The 18,407-nt window shown below is 35.7% G+C and carries 19 protein-coding genes; 2 read left to right on the forward strand and 17 right to left on the reverse strand.

Features of this window, described 5'->3' with window-relative positions; all coding sequences use genetic code 11:
* Positions 1-93 precede the first annotated feature (93 nt).
* The 4 genes from HNQ35_RS03940 to HNQ35_RS03955 all read right to left on the reverse strand — a co-directional run bounded on the left by HNQ35_RS03940 (position 94) and on the right by HNQ35_RS03955 (position 5,727).
* Positions 94-609, reverse strand: coding sequence for an adenine phosphoribosyltransferase (locus HNQ35_RS03940; protein WP_146936792.1), 516 nt, complete (start codon positions 607-609; stop codon positions 94-96).
* On the reverse strand, positions 599-2,929 hold the full coding sequence (gene recJ / locus HNQ35_RS03945; RefSeq protein ID WP_146936791.1) for a single-stranded-DNA-specific exonuclease RecJ: 2,331 nt from the start codon (positions 2,927-2,929) through the stop codon (positions 599-601). Before recJ ends, HNQ35_RS03940 begins: the two co-directional genes overlap by 11 nt.
* 211 nt (positions 2,930-3,140) lie before the next feature.
* Complete coding sequence (gene secDF / locus HNQ35_RS03950) at positions 3,141-5,396, reverse strand: protein translocase subunit SecDF (RefSeq protein ID WP_146936790.1); 2,256 nt, start codon at positions 5,394-5,396, stop codon at positions 3,141-3,143.
* A gap of 34 nt (positions 5,397-5,430) precedes the next feature.
* On the reverse strand, positions 5,431-5,727 hold the full coding sequence (locus tag HNQ35_RS03955) for a post-transcriptional regulator (protein ID WP_146936788.1): 297 nt from the start codon (positions 5,725-5,727) through the stop codon (positions 5,431-5,433).
* Between the two features lie 115 nt (positions 5,728-5,842).
* On the opposite strand from HNQ35_RS03955, the gene spoVB reads away from it, so the two are divergent.
* Together spoVB and HNQ35_RS03965 are read left to right on the forward strand one after the other, a co-directional pair.
* Positions 5,843-7,387 carry a stage V sporulation protein B gene (spoVB, locus tag HNQ35_RS03960; RefSeq protein WP_146936786.1) on the forward strand — a complete coding sequence of 515 codons (1,545 nt, stop codon included), beginning with the start codon at positions 5,843-5,845 and terminating at the stop codon, positions 7,385-7,387.
* 71 nt (positions 7,388-7,458) lie between these two features.
* Complete coding sequence (locus tag HNQ35_RS03965; RefSeq protein WP_371862305.1) at positions 7,459-7,830, forward strand: TIGR04086 family membrane protein; 372 nt, start codon at positions 7,459-7,461, stop codon at positions 7,828-7,830.
* Between the two features lie 49 nt (positions 7,831-7,879).
* On the opposite strand, the gene yajC is transcribed toward HNQ35_RS03965, so the two are convergent.
* The 13 genes from yajC to HNQ35_RS04030 all read right to left on the reverse strand — a co-directional run bounded on the left by yajC (position 7,880) and on the right by HNQ35_RS04030 (position 18,074).
* On the reverse strand, positions 7,880-8,152 hold the full coding sequence (gene yajC, locus HNQ35_RS03970; RefSeq protein WP_146936783.1) for a preprotein translocase subunit YajC: 273 nt from the start codon (positions 8,150-8,152) through the stop codon (positions 7,880-7,882).
* Between the two features lie 28 nt (positions 8,153-8,180).
* Positions 8,181-9,320: a tRNA guanosine(34) transglycosylase Tgt gene (gene tgt, locus HNQ35_RS03975; protein ID WP_146936781.1), complete on the reverse strand. Its 1,140-nt coding sequence runs from the start codon at positions 9,318-9,320 to the stop codon at positions 8,181-8,183.
* Positions 9,321-9,331: 11 nt separating this feature from the next.
* A complete protein-coding gene (gene queA, locus HNQ35_RS03980; RefSeq protein ID WP_146936779.1) occupies positions 9,332-10,354 on the reverse strand; it encodes a tRNA preQ1(34) S-adenosylmethionine ribosyltransferase-isomerase QueA in 1,023 nt (340 codons plus the stop codon).
* Positions 10,355-10,375: 21 nt separating this feature from the next.
* Positions 10,376-10,567, reverse strand: a complete 192-nt coding sequence (locus HNQ35_RS03985) for a DUF2905 domain-containing protein (RefSeq protein WP_146937110.1) — start codon at positions 10,565-10,567, stop codon at positions 10,376-10,378.
* A 2-nt stretch (positions 10,568-10,569) separates the two neighbouring features.
* Positions 10,570-11,574, reverse strand: a complete 1,005-nt coding sequence (gene ruvB / locus HNQ35_RS03990) for a Holliday junction branch migration DNA helicase RuvB (protein WP_146936777.1) — start codon at positions 11,572-11,574, stop codon at positions 10,570-10,572.
* A 15-nt stretch (positions 11,575-11,589) separates the two neighbouring features.
* The gene (ruvA, locus tag HNQ35_RS03995) at positions 11,590-12,195 is read right to left on the reverse strand and encodes a Holliday junction branch migration protein RuvA (RefSeq protein ID WP_146936775.1); all 606 of its coding nucleotides are present in this window, start codon (positions 12,193-12,195) and stop codon (positions 11,590-11,592) included.
* 99 nt (positions 12,196-12,294) lie between these two features.
* Positions 12,295-13,023, reverse strand: a complete 729-nt coding sequence (locus HNQ35_RS04000) for a YebC/PmpR family DNA-binding transcriptional regulator (protein ID WP_146936773.1) — start codon at positions 13,021-13,023, stop codon at positions 12,295-12,297.
* 106 nt (positions 13,024-13,129) lie between these two features.
* A complete protein-coding gene (locus tag HNQ35_RS04005) occupies positions 13,130-13,660 on the reverse strand; it encodes a YhcN/YlaJ family sporulation lipoprotein (protein WP_170226638.1) in 531 nt (176 codons plus the stop codon).
* Between the two features lie 55 nt (positions 13,661-13,715).
* A complete protein-coding gene (nadE, locus tag HNQ35_RS04010) occupies positions 13,716-14,453 on the reverse strand; it encodes an NAD(+) synthase (protein WP_146936769.1) in 738 nt (245 codons plus the stop codon).
* A 121-nt stretch (positions 14,454-14,574) separates the two neighbouring features.
* Positions 14,575-15,387 (reverse strand): SafA/ExsA family spore coat assembly protein, encoded by an 813-nt coding sequence (gene safA, locus HNQ35_RS14395; protein WP_281284183.1) that lies wholly within the window; start codon positions 15,385-15,387, stop codon positions 14,575-14,577.
* A 413-nt stretch (positions 15,388-15,800) separates the two neighbouring features.
* The gene (gene thrR / locus HNQ35_RS04020; protein WP_146936767.1) at positions 15,801-16,250 is read right to left on the reverse strand and encodes a transcriptional regulator ThrR; all 450 of its coding nucleotides are present in this window, start codon (positions 16,248-16,250) and stop codon (positions 15,801-15,803) included.
* 19 nt (positions 16,251-16,269) lie between these two features.
* Complete coding sequence (gene obgE / locus HNQ35_RS04025; protein ID WP_146936765.1) at positions 16,270-17,550, reverse strand: GTPase ObgE; 1,281 nt, start codon at positions 17,548-17,550, stop codon at positions 16,270-16,272.
* Positions 17,551-17,555: 5 nt separating this feature from the next.
* Positions 17,556-18,074 (reverse strand): Spo0B domain-containing protein, encoded by a 519-nt coding sequence (locus HNQ35_RS04030; RefSeq protein ID WP_146936763.1) that lies wholly within the window; start codon positions 18,072-18,074, stop codon positions 17,556-17,558.
* Positions 18,075-18,407 lie beyond the last annotated feature (333 nt).

Genomic DNA, 18,407 nt, shown 5'->3' on the forward strand with positions numbered 1-18,407 from the left:
ATTTTTATCGAAAAGTAAAGTATTTCACATAATCATCTATAAAATAAGAGGCCTAACGCCGATTTCTAGAACGCTAGACCTATAATTACTTTATCATTTATATTGCATAAGGGCCATCACATCGTAATCTTTAAGCTTGTCCATACCATTCAAATAAGCTAATTCAATTAAAAAAGCACAGCCGACAACAATTCCACCTAGCTCCTCTACTAACTTAATCGTGGCTTCAATCGTTCCACCAGTAGCAAGTAAATCATCCGTAATTAACACCCGTTGTCCAGGCTTTATCGCATCTTTATGAATCGTTAGTACATTTTCTCCGTACTCTAATCCATAAGATACTTTAATAACCTCGCGTGGTAGCTTTCCTTCTTTCCTAACAGGTACAAAACCAACTTCAAGTGCATAAGATACAGGACAACCAATAATAAACCCTCTCGCCTCAGGCCCTACAATGACATCTGCTTTTTTTTCTTTTGCATAGGCGACAATATCATCAATTGCGCTTTTAAATACTTTGCCGTTGTCCATAAGTGGTGTAATGTCTTTAAATTTTATCCCTTTTTTTGGCCAATCTTGTACAATTTTGATATGTTTTTTATAATCCATACGACATTTCCTCCTTGGGCATCTCCATCGCAGGTAAACATGAATTGAACCATGCTACCAATTCTTCATATGTCGAGTAAAATAATGTTTTTTCTATTTTGGCACGTGTAATGAGCTGTTGATACGTTTGTGAAGATTGTAGAGCCTGTTTCTTTGGCGAAGGCTTCAGTTGAATCACTCCATCTTCTATAGTAACAAAATTTAATTCAAAAAACACTTTGGACATCCACCAAATCTTTTGCTTTGACCATTGCTTTTGTGCGATAATTTGTTGGTATTCAACTCTTAAGTCTAGTTTTTTTCGATGGAAAAGAAGCGCATAATACCACTTGAAATCTTCCCGTGTTGGAATCGGTGTCATATAGGCACTTTTTTCTATGTTAAAGCAAGCAAATATATTGCATGGATTAACTTGTTTAACAATCTGTTGTAATGTATATAGACTGTCTGGTATGTCAAAAATATAAAGCGCATCAGCTTCAAGTATCTCTGATACATCAGTCGAATAGTAAATAATTTGCATCGTCTCTGGAATATGATATTTTTTCTCATTACCTTTATTAAGTAGGGCCAATTCACTTTTATGTTGTTCATTAAACAACTCATATTTACGGATAACTTTCCCACGGTAGTCAAATACTTGTCGGTCTCGTATTTTCATATCTTGAATAATCATTTGTGGTTTTCTAAATCCATTCCATTCATTGATGCCTAATTCACCGACAATCGTTATTTCAGTATGAGGCGTCATAAATGAATATAAATGTCCCATATGAAAGCCAATCGCTTCCATCATTCCATCTTCCTGCTCAAATTGTAATTTTAAATGATTTTTTAAAAGACCAATTTGTCTAACCACTTTAGGTTGCGCACTTATTTTAAAAATAGGCTTTGGATTCCCTACGCCAAATGGAGCTAATTGATTAATTTCTGCTATTAACGACTCTGTGATATCATGAATATCTATGGTGTAGTTAATATCTATTACTGGAATAAAATCTTCAGCTGTTAATTGTTCTTGAATGATTTGATTTAAACCATTTTCTAAATCAGATAAATCTTTTACATGTAATGTCATTCCTGCTGCTTGTGCATGGCCACCAAAACTTGTAAATAAATGATTCATTTGCATACAACTGCTAAACAAGTCGAATGCTGGTATACTCCGCGCTGAACCTTTAGCTAAATTTGTATCCGAATTGATATTAAGAACAATTGTCGGACGATTAAATTTTTTTACTAGTCTAGATGCTACAATACCTAAAACACCTTCATTCCAACCTTCTTTATAAACAACGATGACTGAATGCTTTTCATCAGTGTCAACCATGGCCAGAGCTTCCTCTACAATCTCTTGTACAATTTGTTGCCTTTGTTCATTAAGAGATTCAATCTCTTCTGCTAGTAGCTGAGCTTTTTCTTCATCATCTGTAAGAAGTAGATCAACAGCCATATGAGCATCCTGTAACCGCCCAACAGCATTTAAACGCGGCCCAATTAGAAAACCAACATTTTCTTCTGTTACCGAACCTTCTATTTCACATTGATTTTTTAAAGCAATCAATCCAGGCTTTGTTGTATTGGATAATTTTTTCAATCCATAATAAGCTAGAATTCTATTTTCGTTCACTAAAGGAACTAGATCAGAGATGGTGCCAATCGCTACAAAATCTAGTAAATGCTCTGGGAAATATCCTAGAAGATATTGAGCAAACTTAAAAGCCACACCGACTCCTGCTAATTCACGAAATGGATAGTTTTCCGAACACTTCGGATGAATAATCGCATAGGCATCCGGTAGTTCACCCTGAATTTCATGGTGATCCGTTATGATTAAGTCGATGCCAATTTGTTTTGCAATTAATGCTTCATGGTGAGCACTAATACCATTATCAACAGTTATGATGACATTAAAACCATCTTTTTTTGCTTGTTTAAATGCGGCTTCGTTCGGTCCATAGCCTTCCGAAAATCGATTTGGAATGTAAAATTCACATACGGCTCCTAGTTCTTTTAGTGCGGTCATTAATAATGCTGTGGATGATACACCATCAGCATCATAATCCCCATAAACTAAAATTTTCTCTTGTGCCTCAATCGCTCTATGTATACGGGTTGCAGCCTTTTCAATCATCGCTAACTTCTCTGGATGGTATAAAGCTTCTAATTTCGGAAAGACAAATGAGTCCATCTCTTTCCTATCGGTTATCCCACGCTGAATGAGTAACTCGTGAAGCACAGGGGACATATGGCTCTCTCGTCTGTCTAAGTGTAAATTTGATTCATTTATGATATTCCAATATGATTGATTTTTTAACATATATTCACCCCTGACCTATATATTATACAGAACTGTGCACATTGGGGCAATGAGAAGAAACGATCAAAAAATTAAAAGGGCTGAGATAAAACCGTTCTAAATAAAAAAAGGAGTACAGTTAATAAACAACTGGACTCCTAATCTATATGACAAACTCTTCCTTTTATTAAGTTGTGTCAACTTGATTTTAGACAGCTACCTTTCGTAGTTTTTAAACTTGTGGACCTTCGACACGTTTTTTCTTTCTAAAATCGACTGGCTTTTCAGGAAGCATTTTCCCCCGCCATACAAGCCACAACTGGGAAGCTAAGAAAAGAGACGAATATGTTCCCATTATTAACCCGACAGTTAATGCAAGAGCAAAAGGTGCGATAGACGGTGCACCTAAGATTAAAAATGATAGAACAGCAAGTATTGTTGTCACAGAAGTATTTATACTTCGAGTAAAAGTTTGTAACAAACTGTTATTAATCACACGTGCAAGTTCTTTTTTAGAACGGATTCGCTTTTCTTTTCTTAGATTTTCACGGATTCGATCAAACGTTACAATCGTATCGTTGATTGAATAACCGACGATAGTCAATATGGCAGCAACAATCGTAATATCAAATTCGATTCGAGTTAAACTGAAAAAGACAAGAATGAAAAAGGCATCATGAAGCAAGGCAATAATCGCTGTCACCGCAAAATAAATTTCAAAACGGAATGTGACATAAATAATCATCCCAATTGTTGCAAGTCCAACTGCGATAAGTGCATTTTTTACAAGTTCTTCGCCAACTATTGGAGATACAACACTAACGTTTGGTTCGATATGAAATTTATCCATAAAATATGTCTTCACTTCTTTAATTTTATTGTCAGATAATACTGTATCGAACCTTGCTACAGCGATTTCCTTATCTTCACCTGATAAGACAATTGACTTAGCTTCTACATCAAGTTGTGCAAAATCATGCTCTATTTCCTCTGCTTTCAATGGTGTTTCAGCCATTACTTCAATACGTGAACCACTTGTAAAATCGATGCCCGGGTTTAGCTGGAACAAAGCTAAAGATATTGCTCCAATAATAACCATTGAGGCTGAAGCTATGAAAAACTTTTTCTTATGTTGGACGACGTTGATTTTACGTCCCATAAAGGAAGCTTCTTTTTCTTCTTTTTCAGCAATATGCCGAATACTTTCTTTCTTAACACCGAACCAGCCAGGACGATTTTTTAAGAATGGCAAGCGTATCCAAAGTTGTAATAATAAACGCGTGCCGTAAACTGCTGTTAGAAAACTCACTATAATACTAACAATTAACATTGTAGCGAATCCTTTAACAGCGCTTGTTCCATAGGCGAATAAGATAATCGCGGCTAACAGCGTCGTTAAATTCGCATCCAAAATAGATCTGAGTGAATTTTTTGTTCCTGCTTTAAACGAAGCGTGTAACGATTTACCAGAACGAATCTCTTCTTTAATTCGCTCAAATGTAATGACGTTCGCGTCGACAGCCATTCCGACCCCAAGAATGAGAGCGGCAATTCCAGGCAATGTAAGGACACCATTCATTAGCTTAAAAACGAGTAAAATAAGAAATACATATAAGACAAGATTTATCGATGCAATCATACCTGGAAAACGGTAAACAATAAGCATAAATAAAAGGATTAATGCTATTCCTATGATACCTGCGAACACTGTTTTATTCAATGCTTGTTCCCCGAACTGAGCACCAACAGATGTTGAATATAGTTCTTCCATATTAACAGGTAATGAACCAGAGTTAATAATATCTGCTAAATATTTGGCCTCATCAATCGTAAAACTACCTTCAATCATAACATCCGTCGTATTTAACGTTTCGTTAACTGCCGGTGATGAAACGAATTTCGGTTCATCCTTATCAACTTCTTTTTTAAATGAATCTCCCTCTTCAAAATCCATCCAAATAACGAGTAGATTATTCGGAACACCCATGTTTTTAATTTTCGTCGTTACATCAGCAAACTTTGAGGCACTTTTTAATTTTAATGTTACAATCGGCTGATTTGTTTCGGGATGAAAATCTTGTTTAGCACTTCCTTCTTTCACATCCGCTCCGTCAAGTAGTTTATTATCATTCACATCACGGAAAGACAATCTCGCACTTGTTGCTAACATATCCCTCGCTTGCTGTTGATCTTTAACACCTGCAAGTTGGACACGTATGCGATCCTCACCTTCAATATCAATAACTGATTCGCTAATACCGAGACGATTGACACGATCATTTAGCGTTCTTACAGTTGCTTCTAGAAGCGTTCGATTAACCTTTTGTTCGGAGTCGACCGGTTCAACTTCATATAAAATTTCGAACCCCCCTTGAAGATCTAGTCCTAAATTAATACCTTTTACAATACCTTTTGTTTGTGTTCCGACCGTTAATCCAATAAGGATTACGATAAGGAAAAAGGCGATTATTCTGCCTTTATTTTTCATCCAACTTACTCCTTTCTCTTTTTAGCCTAAACAGTTAATCATCAGATTTGTCTTTCGTGAGTGCTTGAATGGACGCCATTAAATCATTTGCCTGATAAGCGTCAATGGTCATATAGTTCATATATTCATTTGCACTAAGATGATACACGTCTTGCACTATTTCATGTAATCGTCTTTCGGGGTTGCCTTTCCATATGCGTTCGACTAAACAGTTCCAAATTTCTTCTTGCGTTACTTTGTTGTATCCTAACAACTTAAACTCCTGTACTTTACTTTTTAGTACAGGTTCAATATATTGCTTCCACTCTTGAACAGGCTTAGTCGTTTCCAAATCTTTTCCCACGCTTTCAAATTAAATAATATAAACTTGTCATGTCTGTCCTACTTAATAGCATATATATCATTGTATATGAAAACTTTATTTTTGAGAAGGCAGGTTAACCAAGTTGTCTAAACAAACTTTTTTAAAAGGAACATTACTGCTTATCTGTGCCGGAATGGTTACACGGCTACTAGGCTTTGTTAATCGACTCGTTCTAGCCCGATTAATTGGCGAAGAAGGTGTTGGACTATTCATGATGGCCCTTCCGACACTCTTTCTTATGATGGCAATAACACAAATGGGACTACCTATCGCTATTTCAAAACGTGTTGCAGAAGCAGAAGCAAAACATAATAAGCAAAAAATAAAGCAAATTCTCGTTGTCTCATTGGTCATTACTTCCATCTCAAGCATTATTTTTACAACACTTATGATTTTAGGCGGACCATTTATTGCTTCAACATTATTAACTGATGAAAGAACCTTATATCCACTAATAGCAATTAGTCCGATTGTTCCAATTATTGCTTTCACAGGTGTTATTAGGGGATACTTTCAAGGTAAACAAAATATGAAGCCACAAAGCATCTCTATGGTCATTGAACAAATCGTTCGCATATCTTGTGTCTATATGTTTGTAAAACTTCTTCTCCCCTATGGGATCGAATTTGCTGCAGCAGGTGCAATGTTCAGTGTTATCTTAGGTGAATTCATATCACTATTATACATGATTTACCAATTCAAACGAGAAAAATCTGTTCATATCCGGTCAAATTTCTTAAAAACATTACAATCTAGTAAACATGTATTACAAGCTCTATTCTCTATTGCTCTTCCAACTACCGGTAGCCGTATGATTGGCTCAATAGCTCATTTTTTAGAACCGATTATCGTATCACAAAGCTTGGCAATAGCTGGTATTACAACTGTTGTTGCTACTAAACAATACGGTGAATTAGCAGGTTATGTGATGCCCTTATTACTTTTACCGACTTTCATTACAAATTCTTTGGCTGTTGCTTTAGTACCATCAATATCCGAAGCTGATGCGAAATCAAATCATGCATTAATCCATTATCGAATCCATCAAGCGATCCGTATATCCTTTGCCTCTGGTGCAATTGCGACGATTATACTTTCATTATATGCTAAAGAGATCTTAACCATTATGTATGGAACAGATCATGCGAGTCCATTTATTATTTTGATGGCGCCATTTTTTATTTTGCTATATATTCAATCACCTTTACAAGCGACATTACAAGCCTTAGATTTGGCTAAACCAGCGATGTGGAATAGTTTGTTTGGAAATCTCATTAAATTTATTGTTTTATTTCTACTCGCATCAAATGGACAATTTGGCATTATGGGAGTCGCTATTGCCATGTGTGTTGGTGTAGTTTTAGTTACATTATTACACCTCTTTACATTGAAAAAGGAAATTCAATTTTTTATTCCTTTTTCAGATTTATTAAAAATGGTTGCGCTACTAGCTATGACTTGGTTAATTGGACAGTTTATATATAATCGAGCATTTTCTATAGATATCAAATTATTAATGATTCACTGTTTGCTTCTTGGGGTCATTTATCTCTTTCTTTTGTTTGCTCTTAGGTTTATTACGAGAGATGAATTAAGACAGATCCCCTTTATTAATCGCTGGTTATAAATTGGTCTAAACATTCATGTTTTTGAATAGGCTAACAATAAATGGACAATCTCAACGAAAGGATGAGTAAGTTGCGTCAACATGTAAGCAGTTTATTTTACGGTTGGATTATGATTTTAAGTATTATCCTTTTAACGAGCTTCCTATTAGCTTTATTATTACGTTTTACTGAATTAAATGAACCTACTCTTTCATGGATTACTTTAGGTGTTGGAATAATCGCTTTTTTCTCAGGTGGTGTTATAGCTGGTATGAAAGGAAAATCAAAAGGTTGGATGACAGGTATGTTGACTGGAACGACAATGACATTATTTATCTTTCTTATCCAGTATCTAGGGTATAAACAAGGTTTTTCTTTTGAACAATTTCTGTTCCATATCGGCTATATATGTGCGGCGTTATTCGGTGGTGTTATCGGGGTTAATCTTGCAGTTGAAAGTTAATAAAGTCATAATAAAAGGGAAGTGATAACATAACTTCCCTTTCATCTTCTTATTCTTGATTTGTCACTTCACGTACTGCTCCACGGTCATATGTAAGTTTCGTACCGTCTTCAGATTGAATAATGATCGTATTTTCATCCATCGCATGAATAACACCGTGAAGCCCGCCAATGGTGATAATTTTATCCCCTTTTTGTAAATTCGCTTGCATCTGTTGAATTTGCTGTTGTCGCTTTTTTTGTGGGCGAATAAGCATGAAATAAAAGATAACAAACATCAATATTATGGGAATTAATGGTCCAAGTGCTCCTAATCCTTCCATATTATCACTCCTTTCTTAATCGTTTATATCAAAAGTTTTTTGCATTAGGTTTATTTAAACCATACAGTTCAAAGAATGCTTCTCTAAAATCACCTAAGCGATCTTCTTTTATAGCTTCTCGAACCTGCTTCATTAAGTTTAACAGAAAATACAAGTTATGATAAGTAGTAAGTCGAAATCCGAATGTTTCATTACATTTTATTAAATGTCTAATATATGCACGTGAATAGTTTTGACAGACATGACAATCACAATTCTCATCAATTGGTCGAAAATCACGAGCAAATTTAGCATTACGAACAACTAAACGTCCTGTTGACGTCATACATGTCCCATTACGAGCAATTCGTGTCGGTAATACACAATCAAACATATCTACACCACGAATAGATGCATCAATCAACGAATCTGGTGAACCTACTCCCATCAGATAGCGTGGCTTATTTGCTGGTAACTCTGGCGTTGTAAATTCTAATACACGATTCATCACATCTTTTGGCTCACCAACTGATAGCCCGCCGATAGCATAACCAGGAAAGTCTAATGAGACTAAGTCACGTACACTTTGCTTACGAAGATCTTCAAATTCACCACCTTGGACAATCCCAAACAGACCTTGATCGTATGATCGCGTGTGAGCTTTTAAACATCTTTCTGCCCAGCGAGATGTTCTTTCAACAGATGTTTTCATATAATCATAAGTAGCAGGATATGGTGGACATTCATCAAATGCCATCATAATATCTGAACCTAAAACATTTTGAATTTGTGTCGCTTTTTCTGGAGATAGGAACAGTTTCTCACCATTTAAATGATTGCGGAAATGAACGCCTTCTTCCTCAATCTCACGCATATCACTTAAACTAAACACTTGAAAGCCACCAGAATCAGTCAGTATAGATCCATCCCAATTCATAAAACGGTGTAGTCCGCCTGCTTCTTCAATAATATCTTCTCCTGGTCGTAACCATAGATGATATGTATTCGATAAAATAATATGCGCATCCATCGATTTCAAGTCTTCTGGACTCATCGTCTTAACTGTAGCTAGCGTCCCTACTGGCATAAAAATCGGTGTTTCAAAGGAACCATGTGGTGTTGTTACACGCCCTAATCGCGCCCCAGTTTGTTTACATGTTTTAATCAGTTCGTATTTAATTGGACCCATCTTCTTTCCTCCTAAATAATTAACATCGCGTCACCAAAACTAAAGAAGCGATAACGCTCTAATACAGCCTGTTCATATGCATTCAATACAGCTTCTCTGCCCGCTAAAGCACTGACTAACATAATTAACGTAGACTTCGGTAAATGAAAATTTGTTAATAATCCATCAATCGCTTTCCAATTATATGGTGGATAAATAAATATATCTGTCCATCCTGAACATTCAGTAAAACTGCCATATTTATTCATTATTGTTTCCAATGTTCTTGTTGACGTTGTACCAACCGCAATGATTCGCCCACCATTTTCTTTCGCTTGATTTAATGTGTGTGCTGTATGATGTGACATGCGATAATACTCCGAGTGCATACGGTGATTCTCTACTTTTTCTGCGCTTACTGGGCGGAATGTTCCTAGTCCGACATGTAATGTGATCGTTGTAATATGGACACCTAATCCTTTTATTTCATCTAATAAATCCTTTGTAAAGTGGAGACCAGCTGTTGGAGCTGCGGCAGAGCCTTTTTCTTTTGCATACACTGTTTGGTAACGTTCATTTTCCGATAACTGGGCTTTAATATACGGTGGAAGTGGCATCTTACCAAGTTCATCTAATATTTCATAGAAGATTCCCTCATAAGAAAAGGTTAACTGACGCCCTCCATGCTCTAATATTTTCGTACAAGTTGCTTTTAGCCCCTTGCCAAATGTAATGACTGTTCCCAATTTTACTTTTTTTGCAGGTTTGATAAGCGTTTCCCACGTATCATTCTCAATGACATGTAATAAAAGAACTTCTATTTTTGCACCTGTGTCTTCTTTCACACCATACAATCGTGCTGGAAGGACTTCTGTATCATTCAGAACGAGACAATCACCTCGTTTTAAATAGTCTTTAATCGCCGGAAACGTTCGATGTTGGATTTCTTTAGTTTCCTTATCTAAAATTAATAAACGTGAAGCTGTTCTATCTTTTAATGGTGTTTGAGCGATAAGTTCCTCTGGTAAATAAAAATCGAATTCATTGGCATTCATAAAGTTTCTCCTTTTACGATCTTAACGGAATTTATTTATAAGTAAAAAAAGTAAAGATAAAATAATACTGACAACAATCGAGGTCATAAGGGGAAAGTGAAAAGTTACATTTCCCTTTTTGAAAGTGAAGTCACCTGGAAGCTTACCAATAAATGTCCAAAATATACCTATTATAATAAATACCATTCCAAGTACAATGAACATCTTTCCCATATTCATGATTCATCATTCTCTTTCATACCAAAATGGGCATATGCTTTCTGAGTAGCCATCCGCCCTCTCGGAGTTCGCTGGATAAATCCCATTTGTAGTAAATATGGTTCATAAACATCTTCAATTGTTTCTGGCTCTTCCCCAATCGTTGCAGCTATTGTTTCTAAGCCGACTGGTCCACCTTTAAAATCTTCAATAATTCCTTTAATTAATTTATGATCAATATGATCCAGCCCCACACTATCTACTTGTAACATGTTTAACGCTAAATATGTGACATCCAAACTTATTTCAGTCTCACCTCTTACTTGGGAAATATCACGGATACGCTTTAATAAACGATTCGCTATTCGTGGTGTCCCTCGTGAGCGACGTGCTACTTCAAGTGCTGCCTCATCTTGGATCGATGTATTAAAAATTTCTGCTGTTCGTTTAACAATTTCACACAATGACTCTTCATTGTAAAACTCTAAACGACTTAATATACCAAAACGATCGCGTAATGGTGCAGATAGTAGTCCCGCTCTTGTTGTTGCCCCTACTAATGTGAAAGGTGGTAAATCAATCTGCACTGACCTTGCACTTGGACCTGTTCCAATAACAATATCTAAAAAAAAGTCTTCCATCGCTGGATAGAGGATTTCTTCAACTGTCCGAGGCAAACGGTGAACTTCATCAATAAATAGAACATCCCCTGGCTCTAATGATGATAAAATCGCCGCTAAATCACCAGCCCGTTCAATAGCTGGACCCGATGTCGAACGAAATTGAACACCCATTTCATTTGCAATAATAGCTGCTAAAGTTGTTTTTCCCAGTCCAGGCGGGCCATATAATAGAACGTGGTCAAGTGGTTCATTTCGCATTTTAGCTGCTTGTATAAAAATATGTAGGTTTTCTTTAACCTTATCTTGTCCAATATATTCATCTAATCGACTTGGACGTAAACTCAATTCAATGGTTTCGTCTTCTTCTAATAATTCTCCGTCAACCATCCGTTCTTCCATCTCAATGACCCCCTTCTATTTTTTAGCGAATAATGTAAGTGCCTTTCGAATAATCGCATCTGTTTCTTGAATATTTTCCTTTTGGATATACGGCATAACAGTCTTAATTTCTTTATCTGTATACCCGAGAGCAGCTAATGCCGCTTTAGCTTCTTGATATTGATCTTTTGATCCTTGAACTGCCACATCTTTTGACATATCTGGTGTAGATAATGAAAACATCGACGTTAACTTTCCTTTTAAATCAAGTATCATTTGTCGTGATGTTTTCTTTCCAACACCTGGAAAGCTTGTTAAATACTTCGCATCTTCCCGTTCAATAGCTGCGACAAATTGTGCAATATCAATATTAGCCATTATGCCAATAGCTCCTTTTGGCCCAATACCTGAAACAGAAATGAGCTGCATAAATAGTTTTTTCTCATCTTGTGTTTGGAATCCGTACAATAATTCTGCATCTTCTCGTACATGGTGATATGTATAGACTTTAATTTCCTTATTTAAGGACGTTTGGAAGATAAAGGGATTCGGACAAATGATATGATAACCGATTCCATTTACTTCAACAATGATGGATTCATCTAAAATTTCCCTTAAAACACCTTTAATATAGGCAATCATATATGATTCTCCTTTTTAGCCTTTACTTATTTTATCATAAACAACAAAATAGGGAATACGATGAAAAACTTCCATCCTTAAGAATGGAAGTTTTTCATGTTAATCATTTAACTGCATATTATGATAAATATCTTGAACATCTTCACTTTCTTCAAGCATATCAACTAAAGCATGCATTTTTTCTTTATCTTCCACAGACACTTCTGTATATGTTTGTGGCAGCAATGTTATTTCTGCTTCTTCCAAGTGATATCCTTTGTCAACTAAATGATCTCTTACTTCTTTAAATTGTTCTGGCAATGTTAATATTTCAAATGCCTGTTCTTGAGTAAGAATATCATCTGCACCTGCTTCTATTGCCTCTAAAGTTAACTCTTCTTCATCGACTTCAGCTTCATTCAATATAGCGATATAACCTTTCCGCTCAAACATAAACGATACGCTACCAGTTTCTCCTAAGTTACCACCATTTTTACTAAAGGCATGACGAATTTCAGCAGCTGTGCGATTTCGATTATCAGTAAGAACATGCACAATGACTGCTACGCCACCAGGACCATACCCTTCGTATGTTACTTCTTCATAACTAACGCCGTCTAATGTTCCTGTTGCTTTTTTGATGGCTCGTTCAATATTATCATTCGGCATATTATCAGCCCGTGCTTTTTCAATGACAGTTCTTAATGCCGGGTTCATTTCTGGATCGCCGCCACCTTCTTTTGCCGCTGTATAAATATTTTTAGCATGACGCATAAAAATTTTGCCTTTTTTTGCATCTTGTGCACCTTTACGTCGTTTTATATTATTCCATTTTGAATGACCCGCCATCGGTCTAACTCCTCTCTCTATCGACAAAAATTTCATTTCTTATTTTAAAAACGTCCTATACTATAATATAGCAAATGATGAGAGAGAGTTAAAGGTGAAACTCATTTTATTCACCAAACCAACTTTCTAGCAATGTTTCAGGATTATCGACTTTTTTAGCACGAAGCTCCCGCATCCGATCCCAATGAATATGATCAGTGTAAACGACAACTGTTTTATTCGGAACAATCTCTTCAACTGATTTCTTTATATCGATTGCAACGTTTTTATCCTCTTGAAAGCGATTGTTCAATAAAATACCGATGACTACTCTGTCTTTCGTAGAAGCAACTTGAGCTTGTTTAATTTCCTTGAATGTCTTAAGATGTGCTTCAAGTCTTACCGATTCAGCATTAGTGAAAATATCTGAATAACGTTCTTTATCCGGACCTTTGTTATAATCACGATACGTTTGAGGATAGCCACCTTGCTCACCAATCGATTTATCACGAACACCTAGCCTGTCTCTTTGTTGTTGTTTAGTCTCAAAATGGATTGGTTCGGTATTGTTTTTCACAGCATTTTCATTTTGGTTAGAATATCGGGGTGCACAGGCTACAAAATTTAAAGCAATGAGTACTATGATAAATCTTCGCATATCAAAAACCTCCTTATTCTTATTTTGAATAGAGGAGGTTTTTTTACACATGGTATTATTCGGTGAAATAAAACGGTGTTGGTATGTTGCGTTTATGTTCTGTCCGTTTATGCATCGTTTTTATAATGTTCTCATGTTCTATTGGAATCGGATGACCATTTAAATAAGCATCAATCATATCATAAGTTGTTCCCATTTCTATTTCATCTGTTTGACCTTCCCATAAATCTGCACTCGGTTCTTTCTCAATAACTTCCTTTGGTACACCTAAAAATTCAGCCATTTTACGGACTTCTTCCTTTGTTAAATCAATAAGAGGTAATAAATCAACGCCTCCATCACCATATTTCGTGAAATAACCTGTATACCATTCTGCTTTATTATCCGTACCAACGACCAAATAATTATAATTCGTTGCAACTGTATAAAGAGTACTCATTCGTAGTCTAGCCCGCAAGTTTGCATCTGCTAATCGGCGGTTGTCATCATTTATATCCTCATTTAATTCTTTACAAATTCGGCTAAACATTGCTTCATGAATGGAAGTTAAATCAATTGTCATCTCTTTTATACCACAAGCTTCATTGACTTGTTTAGCATGTGCCATATCAACAGGGTTGCTTTTAATTGGCATGATGACACTAATCGATTGATTAGGAAATGCCTTTTTTATTAAAAATGCGACAACTGCAGAATCTAAACCGCCACTAACACCAACGACCAGTCCCTTTGTATGTGACAATGCCACTTGTTTACGTAGCCATGTAACTATAGCTGTTACTTTTTCTTTCATCAACTTTCGCCCCTCTAAAAAGGTGTTCATAACTATATCGTATTCTTCTATAGTTTAGCAAAGATAACCGTACTTTACACATGATTTACATTAAAAAAGAGACGATGACTCGTCGTCTCTCTTATTTTTGATTATCGTTATGAATCATTGATGATTGTGGTGGATAAAACGGCGTCTCAATATATGGCGGTCCTTCTCCTTGAATCTTCACAGCTTCATAATATGGGTTAACTCGCTGCTCATTAACTTCTTGACGAACGTACATATGTGGATCGATGCCAGGATAAACTAAAGGTGACATATGATTCATTTGCTGAAATCCTTCATGATACATACATTTATGACATATTGGCATTGGCTGTTCATGATACAAACATGGATTTAATGGCATATGGCATAAAGGGATACAAGGAATTAATGATGGTATAGGATATGGATATGCTTGGTGTTTAACCGGTGTTTGCTCATAAATTTTCTCTTTGTCATTTTCTAGTTCCTCTTTCTTAGGCATCTTCATTTCTGGTAATTGAGTTTGTTCCATCATTGGGACTTGCTGTACTGTAGGCAATTGTAACATGGGCATTTCAGGAAGTTCTGGCATTATAGGCATAATCGATTCCTGTATAGGCATTTTTTCTTCCTCTTTAACCAATTCTTTTGTAGATTCTTTTTTTACTTGAGCCTTTTCCTTTTTAACCGGTTGTTCAGATACAACAAGATTTTCATAAGGATGCTTTATTTCTTCAACTTTTTTTTGGACTGTTTTCTTAGGGACTGCTTTTTCAATGCCAGGAATTTTAATTTTCATTCCAGGCATAATCATATCTGGAGTAGCTAAGTGAGTATTCATTGCTTTTAATTGTTCAAAATCAACGCCATATTTTTTAGCGATATCCCATAGCGTGTCGCCTTTTTGTACAATATGAATTTTCAAGTTCATCTAAACTCCTTTCCTTTTTAATAAAGCTGGGCGTTTCACTCTATATCAACATATGCAAAAGTAACCATAATGTTGAACTCATTCACTTGATTTCCGAAAAATTCATAAAAGACTAGGGTAATGCTTAATTGTAAAATAATCCCGAAGTGAGTCAAAATACGATTGAACGATAATAGCTCTCTTATGAGCTTCACTGACATTGAAGATCAACTTAATATTAACTTGGGTGATAGCTGATCTCTCAATACTAATTAATAAAACTATTATGATAATAAGTGACAAAAAGAAAAGCGGATTTAGCTCTTTGACATAAAAAGCTAAAACCGCTACAATGTAGTTTTATTTCGTCTACTTTAAAAGGACTCATTCATTTGCCTAGCATCTTTAGAAGTATAATTTACAGTCGTTCATGCTTCAGAACTGAGTATATCTACACGTTCAACAAATTCCATCTGCTTCAAATCATGGATTAACGTTTCTATATTTTGGTTAATCTCTGAAATATCGAGTGTTAAAGTAACATTTGCTTTTCCTAACGTCGGAATCGTTTGATGAATTGTTAACACATTACAATTAGCTTTAGCTACGATGTCAAGAAGTTTAGATAATGTACCTGAACGATCTTCTAGATGGAAAAATAAGGTGAGCATTTTCTCTTTTACCATAGCATGAAATGGAAAGACAGCATCTTTATATTTATAAAATGCACTTCTTGACAAGTCAACCTGCTGAACAGCCTCATATATTGTTTTTGCTTTTCCACGTTCTAGTAGTTCTTTAACTTCAATCGTCTTTAACATCGCTTCTGGTAAGACATCATGTCTAACTAGAAAAAACTTCTCCTCTTTATTTTTCACATATAATCCCCCATTTTACCTAATCCATAAATTCAAATTCATAACCTAATATTCGAACTGTATCACCGTCTTTAGCACCTTTCTCTCTTAATTTACTGTCAACCCCCATTGCCCGCATTTGTCGTGCAAAGCGTTGGATTGCTTCATCTCTCGTAAAATCGGTCATTTTAAAAAGTCGTTCAATCTTCTCACCTGTCACCATAAACGCACCATCGTCATCTCTTAATACCTCAAATGGTACTTCCTTTTCTTTATGGCGATAAACTATCTTTTCATTCGTACTCTTCTCGATTGTTTTCTGTTTTGGAATGCGTTCAAGTAGATCTGCTGTTCTATATAGTAATGTTTCAACCCCTTGTCGTGTCACAGCTGAAATAGGATAAATTGGGATATCATTACTTAGTTTCTGTTTAAATATTACTAAATTTTCCTCTGCACCGGGCATATCCATTTTATTAGCTGCAATAATTTGTGGACGCTCCATTAATGCTTCATCATAAGCTCTTAACTCTGCATTAATCTGTTTATAATCTTCGTATGGATCTCTTCCTTCCATTCCAGACATATCAATGACATGAATAAGGATACGTGTTCTTTCAACATGGCGAAGAAACTGATGTCCTAAACCGACACCTTTATGTGCCCCTTCAATTAAACCTGGTAGATCAGCCATAACAAATGTACGATGATCTTTTGTCTCTACAACACCTAAATTAGGCGCTAATGTTGTAAAATGATAATCGGCTACCTTTGGTTTTGCTGCACTTACAACTGATAAAAGCGTTGATTTGCCAACACTTGGAAAACCTACTAAGCCGACATCTGCAATAACTTTTAACTCAACTCTAACTGTCAATTCTTCACCTGGTTCACCATTTTCAGCTATATTAGGTGCAGGATCACGTGGTGATGCAAATCTTACATTACCACGACCACCACGACCACCACGAGCGATAACAGCTTGTTGCTCATGTTCTGTTAAATCAGCAATTAATTCATTTGTTTCTTCATTATAAACTATTGTCCCTGGAGGTACGGAAACGATAAGAGGATCGGCGTCTTTACCATGTTTATTTTTACTCATCCCGTTTTCACCACGTTTTGCTTTAAAATGGCGATTATACCTAAAGTCCATTAATGTACTCAAACCCTCATCTACTTGAAAAATGACATCGCCACCTTTCCCGCCATCACCACCTGCTGGACCACCCATTGGAACATATTTTTCTCTGCGAAAGGCAACGATACCGTTTCCACCATCGCCCGCTTTTACATATATATTAACTTGATCAACAAACATATATTTCACACCTTTTTATGTAATGCAACCGAATGTGTTGCAGTTATCTTGTTATTTTCAATTGTATAAGAAACTGTCTTTACATTAAACTGACGTTTTTGTAATAAAGAAAAGTCTCCTAATAATTCAATTTGTATCGTCATATTTTCTTCTCGTTCGATTAGTTTAACCTTACCTTCAGAAATTTGCTTATGATTGACACTGTTACATAATTGCTCAATCATTTCTTTACTTTTTGAAAGAATGGTATGATCAAGATGTTCAATTCCTTGGGAAAAATTCAATATTTCATATTTTAATGGAAACAAATTTTTATCTAAAGAAAAAGTAAATAACCACCAAGTAAATTTAGGGATATCTAGATTGAACAAACGACGCTCTTGCTCATAATCTTCTACTATTTTCCCTATTTTATCAATTGCTAACTCCAACTTATTTATTTGCATATATCCTTGGATTATTTGTAATTGATTCATCAACTCATGGCGGCGATATTGCAATAAACGAATAATCTTTTTCTCCATTCTATCACTTCCTTACCACTTGAAGAAAATTATAACAAATTATAAGATAGAACGATACTATGACAATAAAAAGAGACTGGGAAAAATCTCTAAAAGATGAAAAAGCTATTGTTGTTCACTTTTTCCTTATGTCTCAGTCTTCTTCTCCTTATGATAAGGATAGAACGTGAATGATATTAAAGCGAGCTGAGGTTTGTTTAATTTGTAAAGAGATACTACAAACTATTGTCGGGTATTATTCGCTACGTTTGAACTTTTGGATGAAATCATGTGGAGTAGAGTGAGCTACTCTACATGGATTTGAAGATTTATGCGTAACCATGCGGAGTGGAG

Source organism: Cerasibacillus quisquiliarum (assembly GCF_014202495.1).
In the GTDB taxonomy this organism is placed as follows: domain Bacteria; phylum Bacillota; class Bacilli; order Bacillales; family Amphibacillaceae; genus Cerasibacillus; species Cerasibacillus quisquiliarum.

Excerpts from the sequence above, each read along its gene's own strand:
- HNQ35_RS03985 (WP_146937110.1), bottom strand. The coding sequence starts at position 10,567 with ATGGGAAAGATGTTCATTGTACTTGGAATGGTATTTATTATAATAGGT.
- yajC (WP_146936783.1), bottom strand. The coding sequence starts at position 8,152 with ATGGAAGGATTAGGAGCACTTGGACCATTAATTCCCATAATATTGATG.
- HNQ35_RS04000 (WP_146936773.1), bottom strand. The coding sequence starts at position 13,023 with ATGGCGGGTCATTCAAAATGGAATAATATAAAACGACGTAAAGGTGCA.
- secDF (WP_146936790.1), bottom strand. The coding sequence starts at position 5,396 with ATGAAAAATAAAGGCAGAATAATCGCCTTTTTCCTTATCGTAATCCTT.
- HNQ35_RS03940 (WP_146936792.1), bottom strand. The coding sequence starts at position 609 with ATGGATTATAAAAAACATATCAAAATTGTACAAGATTGGCCAAAAAAA.
- recJ (WP_146936791.1), bottom strand. The coding sequence starts at position 2,929 with ATGTTAAAAAATCAATCATATTGGAATATCATAAATGAATCAAATTTA.
- ruvB (WP_146936777.1), bottom strand. The coding sequence starts at position 11,574 with ATGGAAGAACGGATGGTTGACGGAGAATTATTAGAAGAAGACGAAACC.
- obgE (WP_146936765.1), bottom strand. The coding sequence starts at position 17,550 with ATGTTTGTTGATCAAGTTAATATATATGTAAAAGCGGGCGATGGTGGA.
- tgt (WP_146936781.1), bottom strand. The coding sequence starts at position 9,320 with ATGGGTCCAATTAAATACGAACTGATTAAAACATGTAAACAAACTGGG.
- HNQ35_RS04005 (WP_170226638.1), bottom strand. The coding sequence starts at position 13,660 with ATGCGAAGATTTATCATAGTACTCATTGCTTTAAATTTTGTAGCCTGT.
- ruvA (WP_146936775.1), bottom strand. The coding sequence starts at position 12,195 with ATGATTGCCTATATTAAAGGTGTTTTAAGGGAAATTTTAGATGAATCC.
- nadE (WP_146936769.1), bottom strand. The coding sequence starts at position 14,453 with ATGAAAGAAAAAGTAACAGCTATAGTTACATGGCTACGTAAACAAGTG.
- HNQ35_RS04030 (WP_146936763.1), bottom strand. The coding sequence starts at position 18,074 with ATGGAGAAAAAGATTATTCGTTTATTGCAATATCGCCGCCATGAGTTG.
- queA (WP_146936779.1), bottom strand. The coding sequence starts at position 10,354 with ATGAATGCCAATGAATTCGATTTTTATTTACCAGAGGAACTTATCGCT.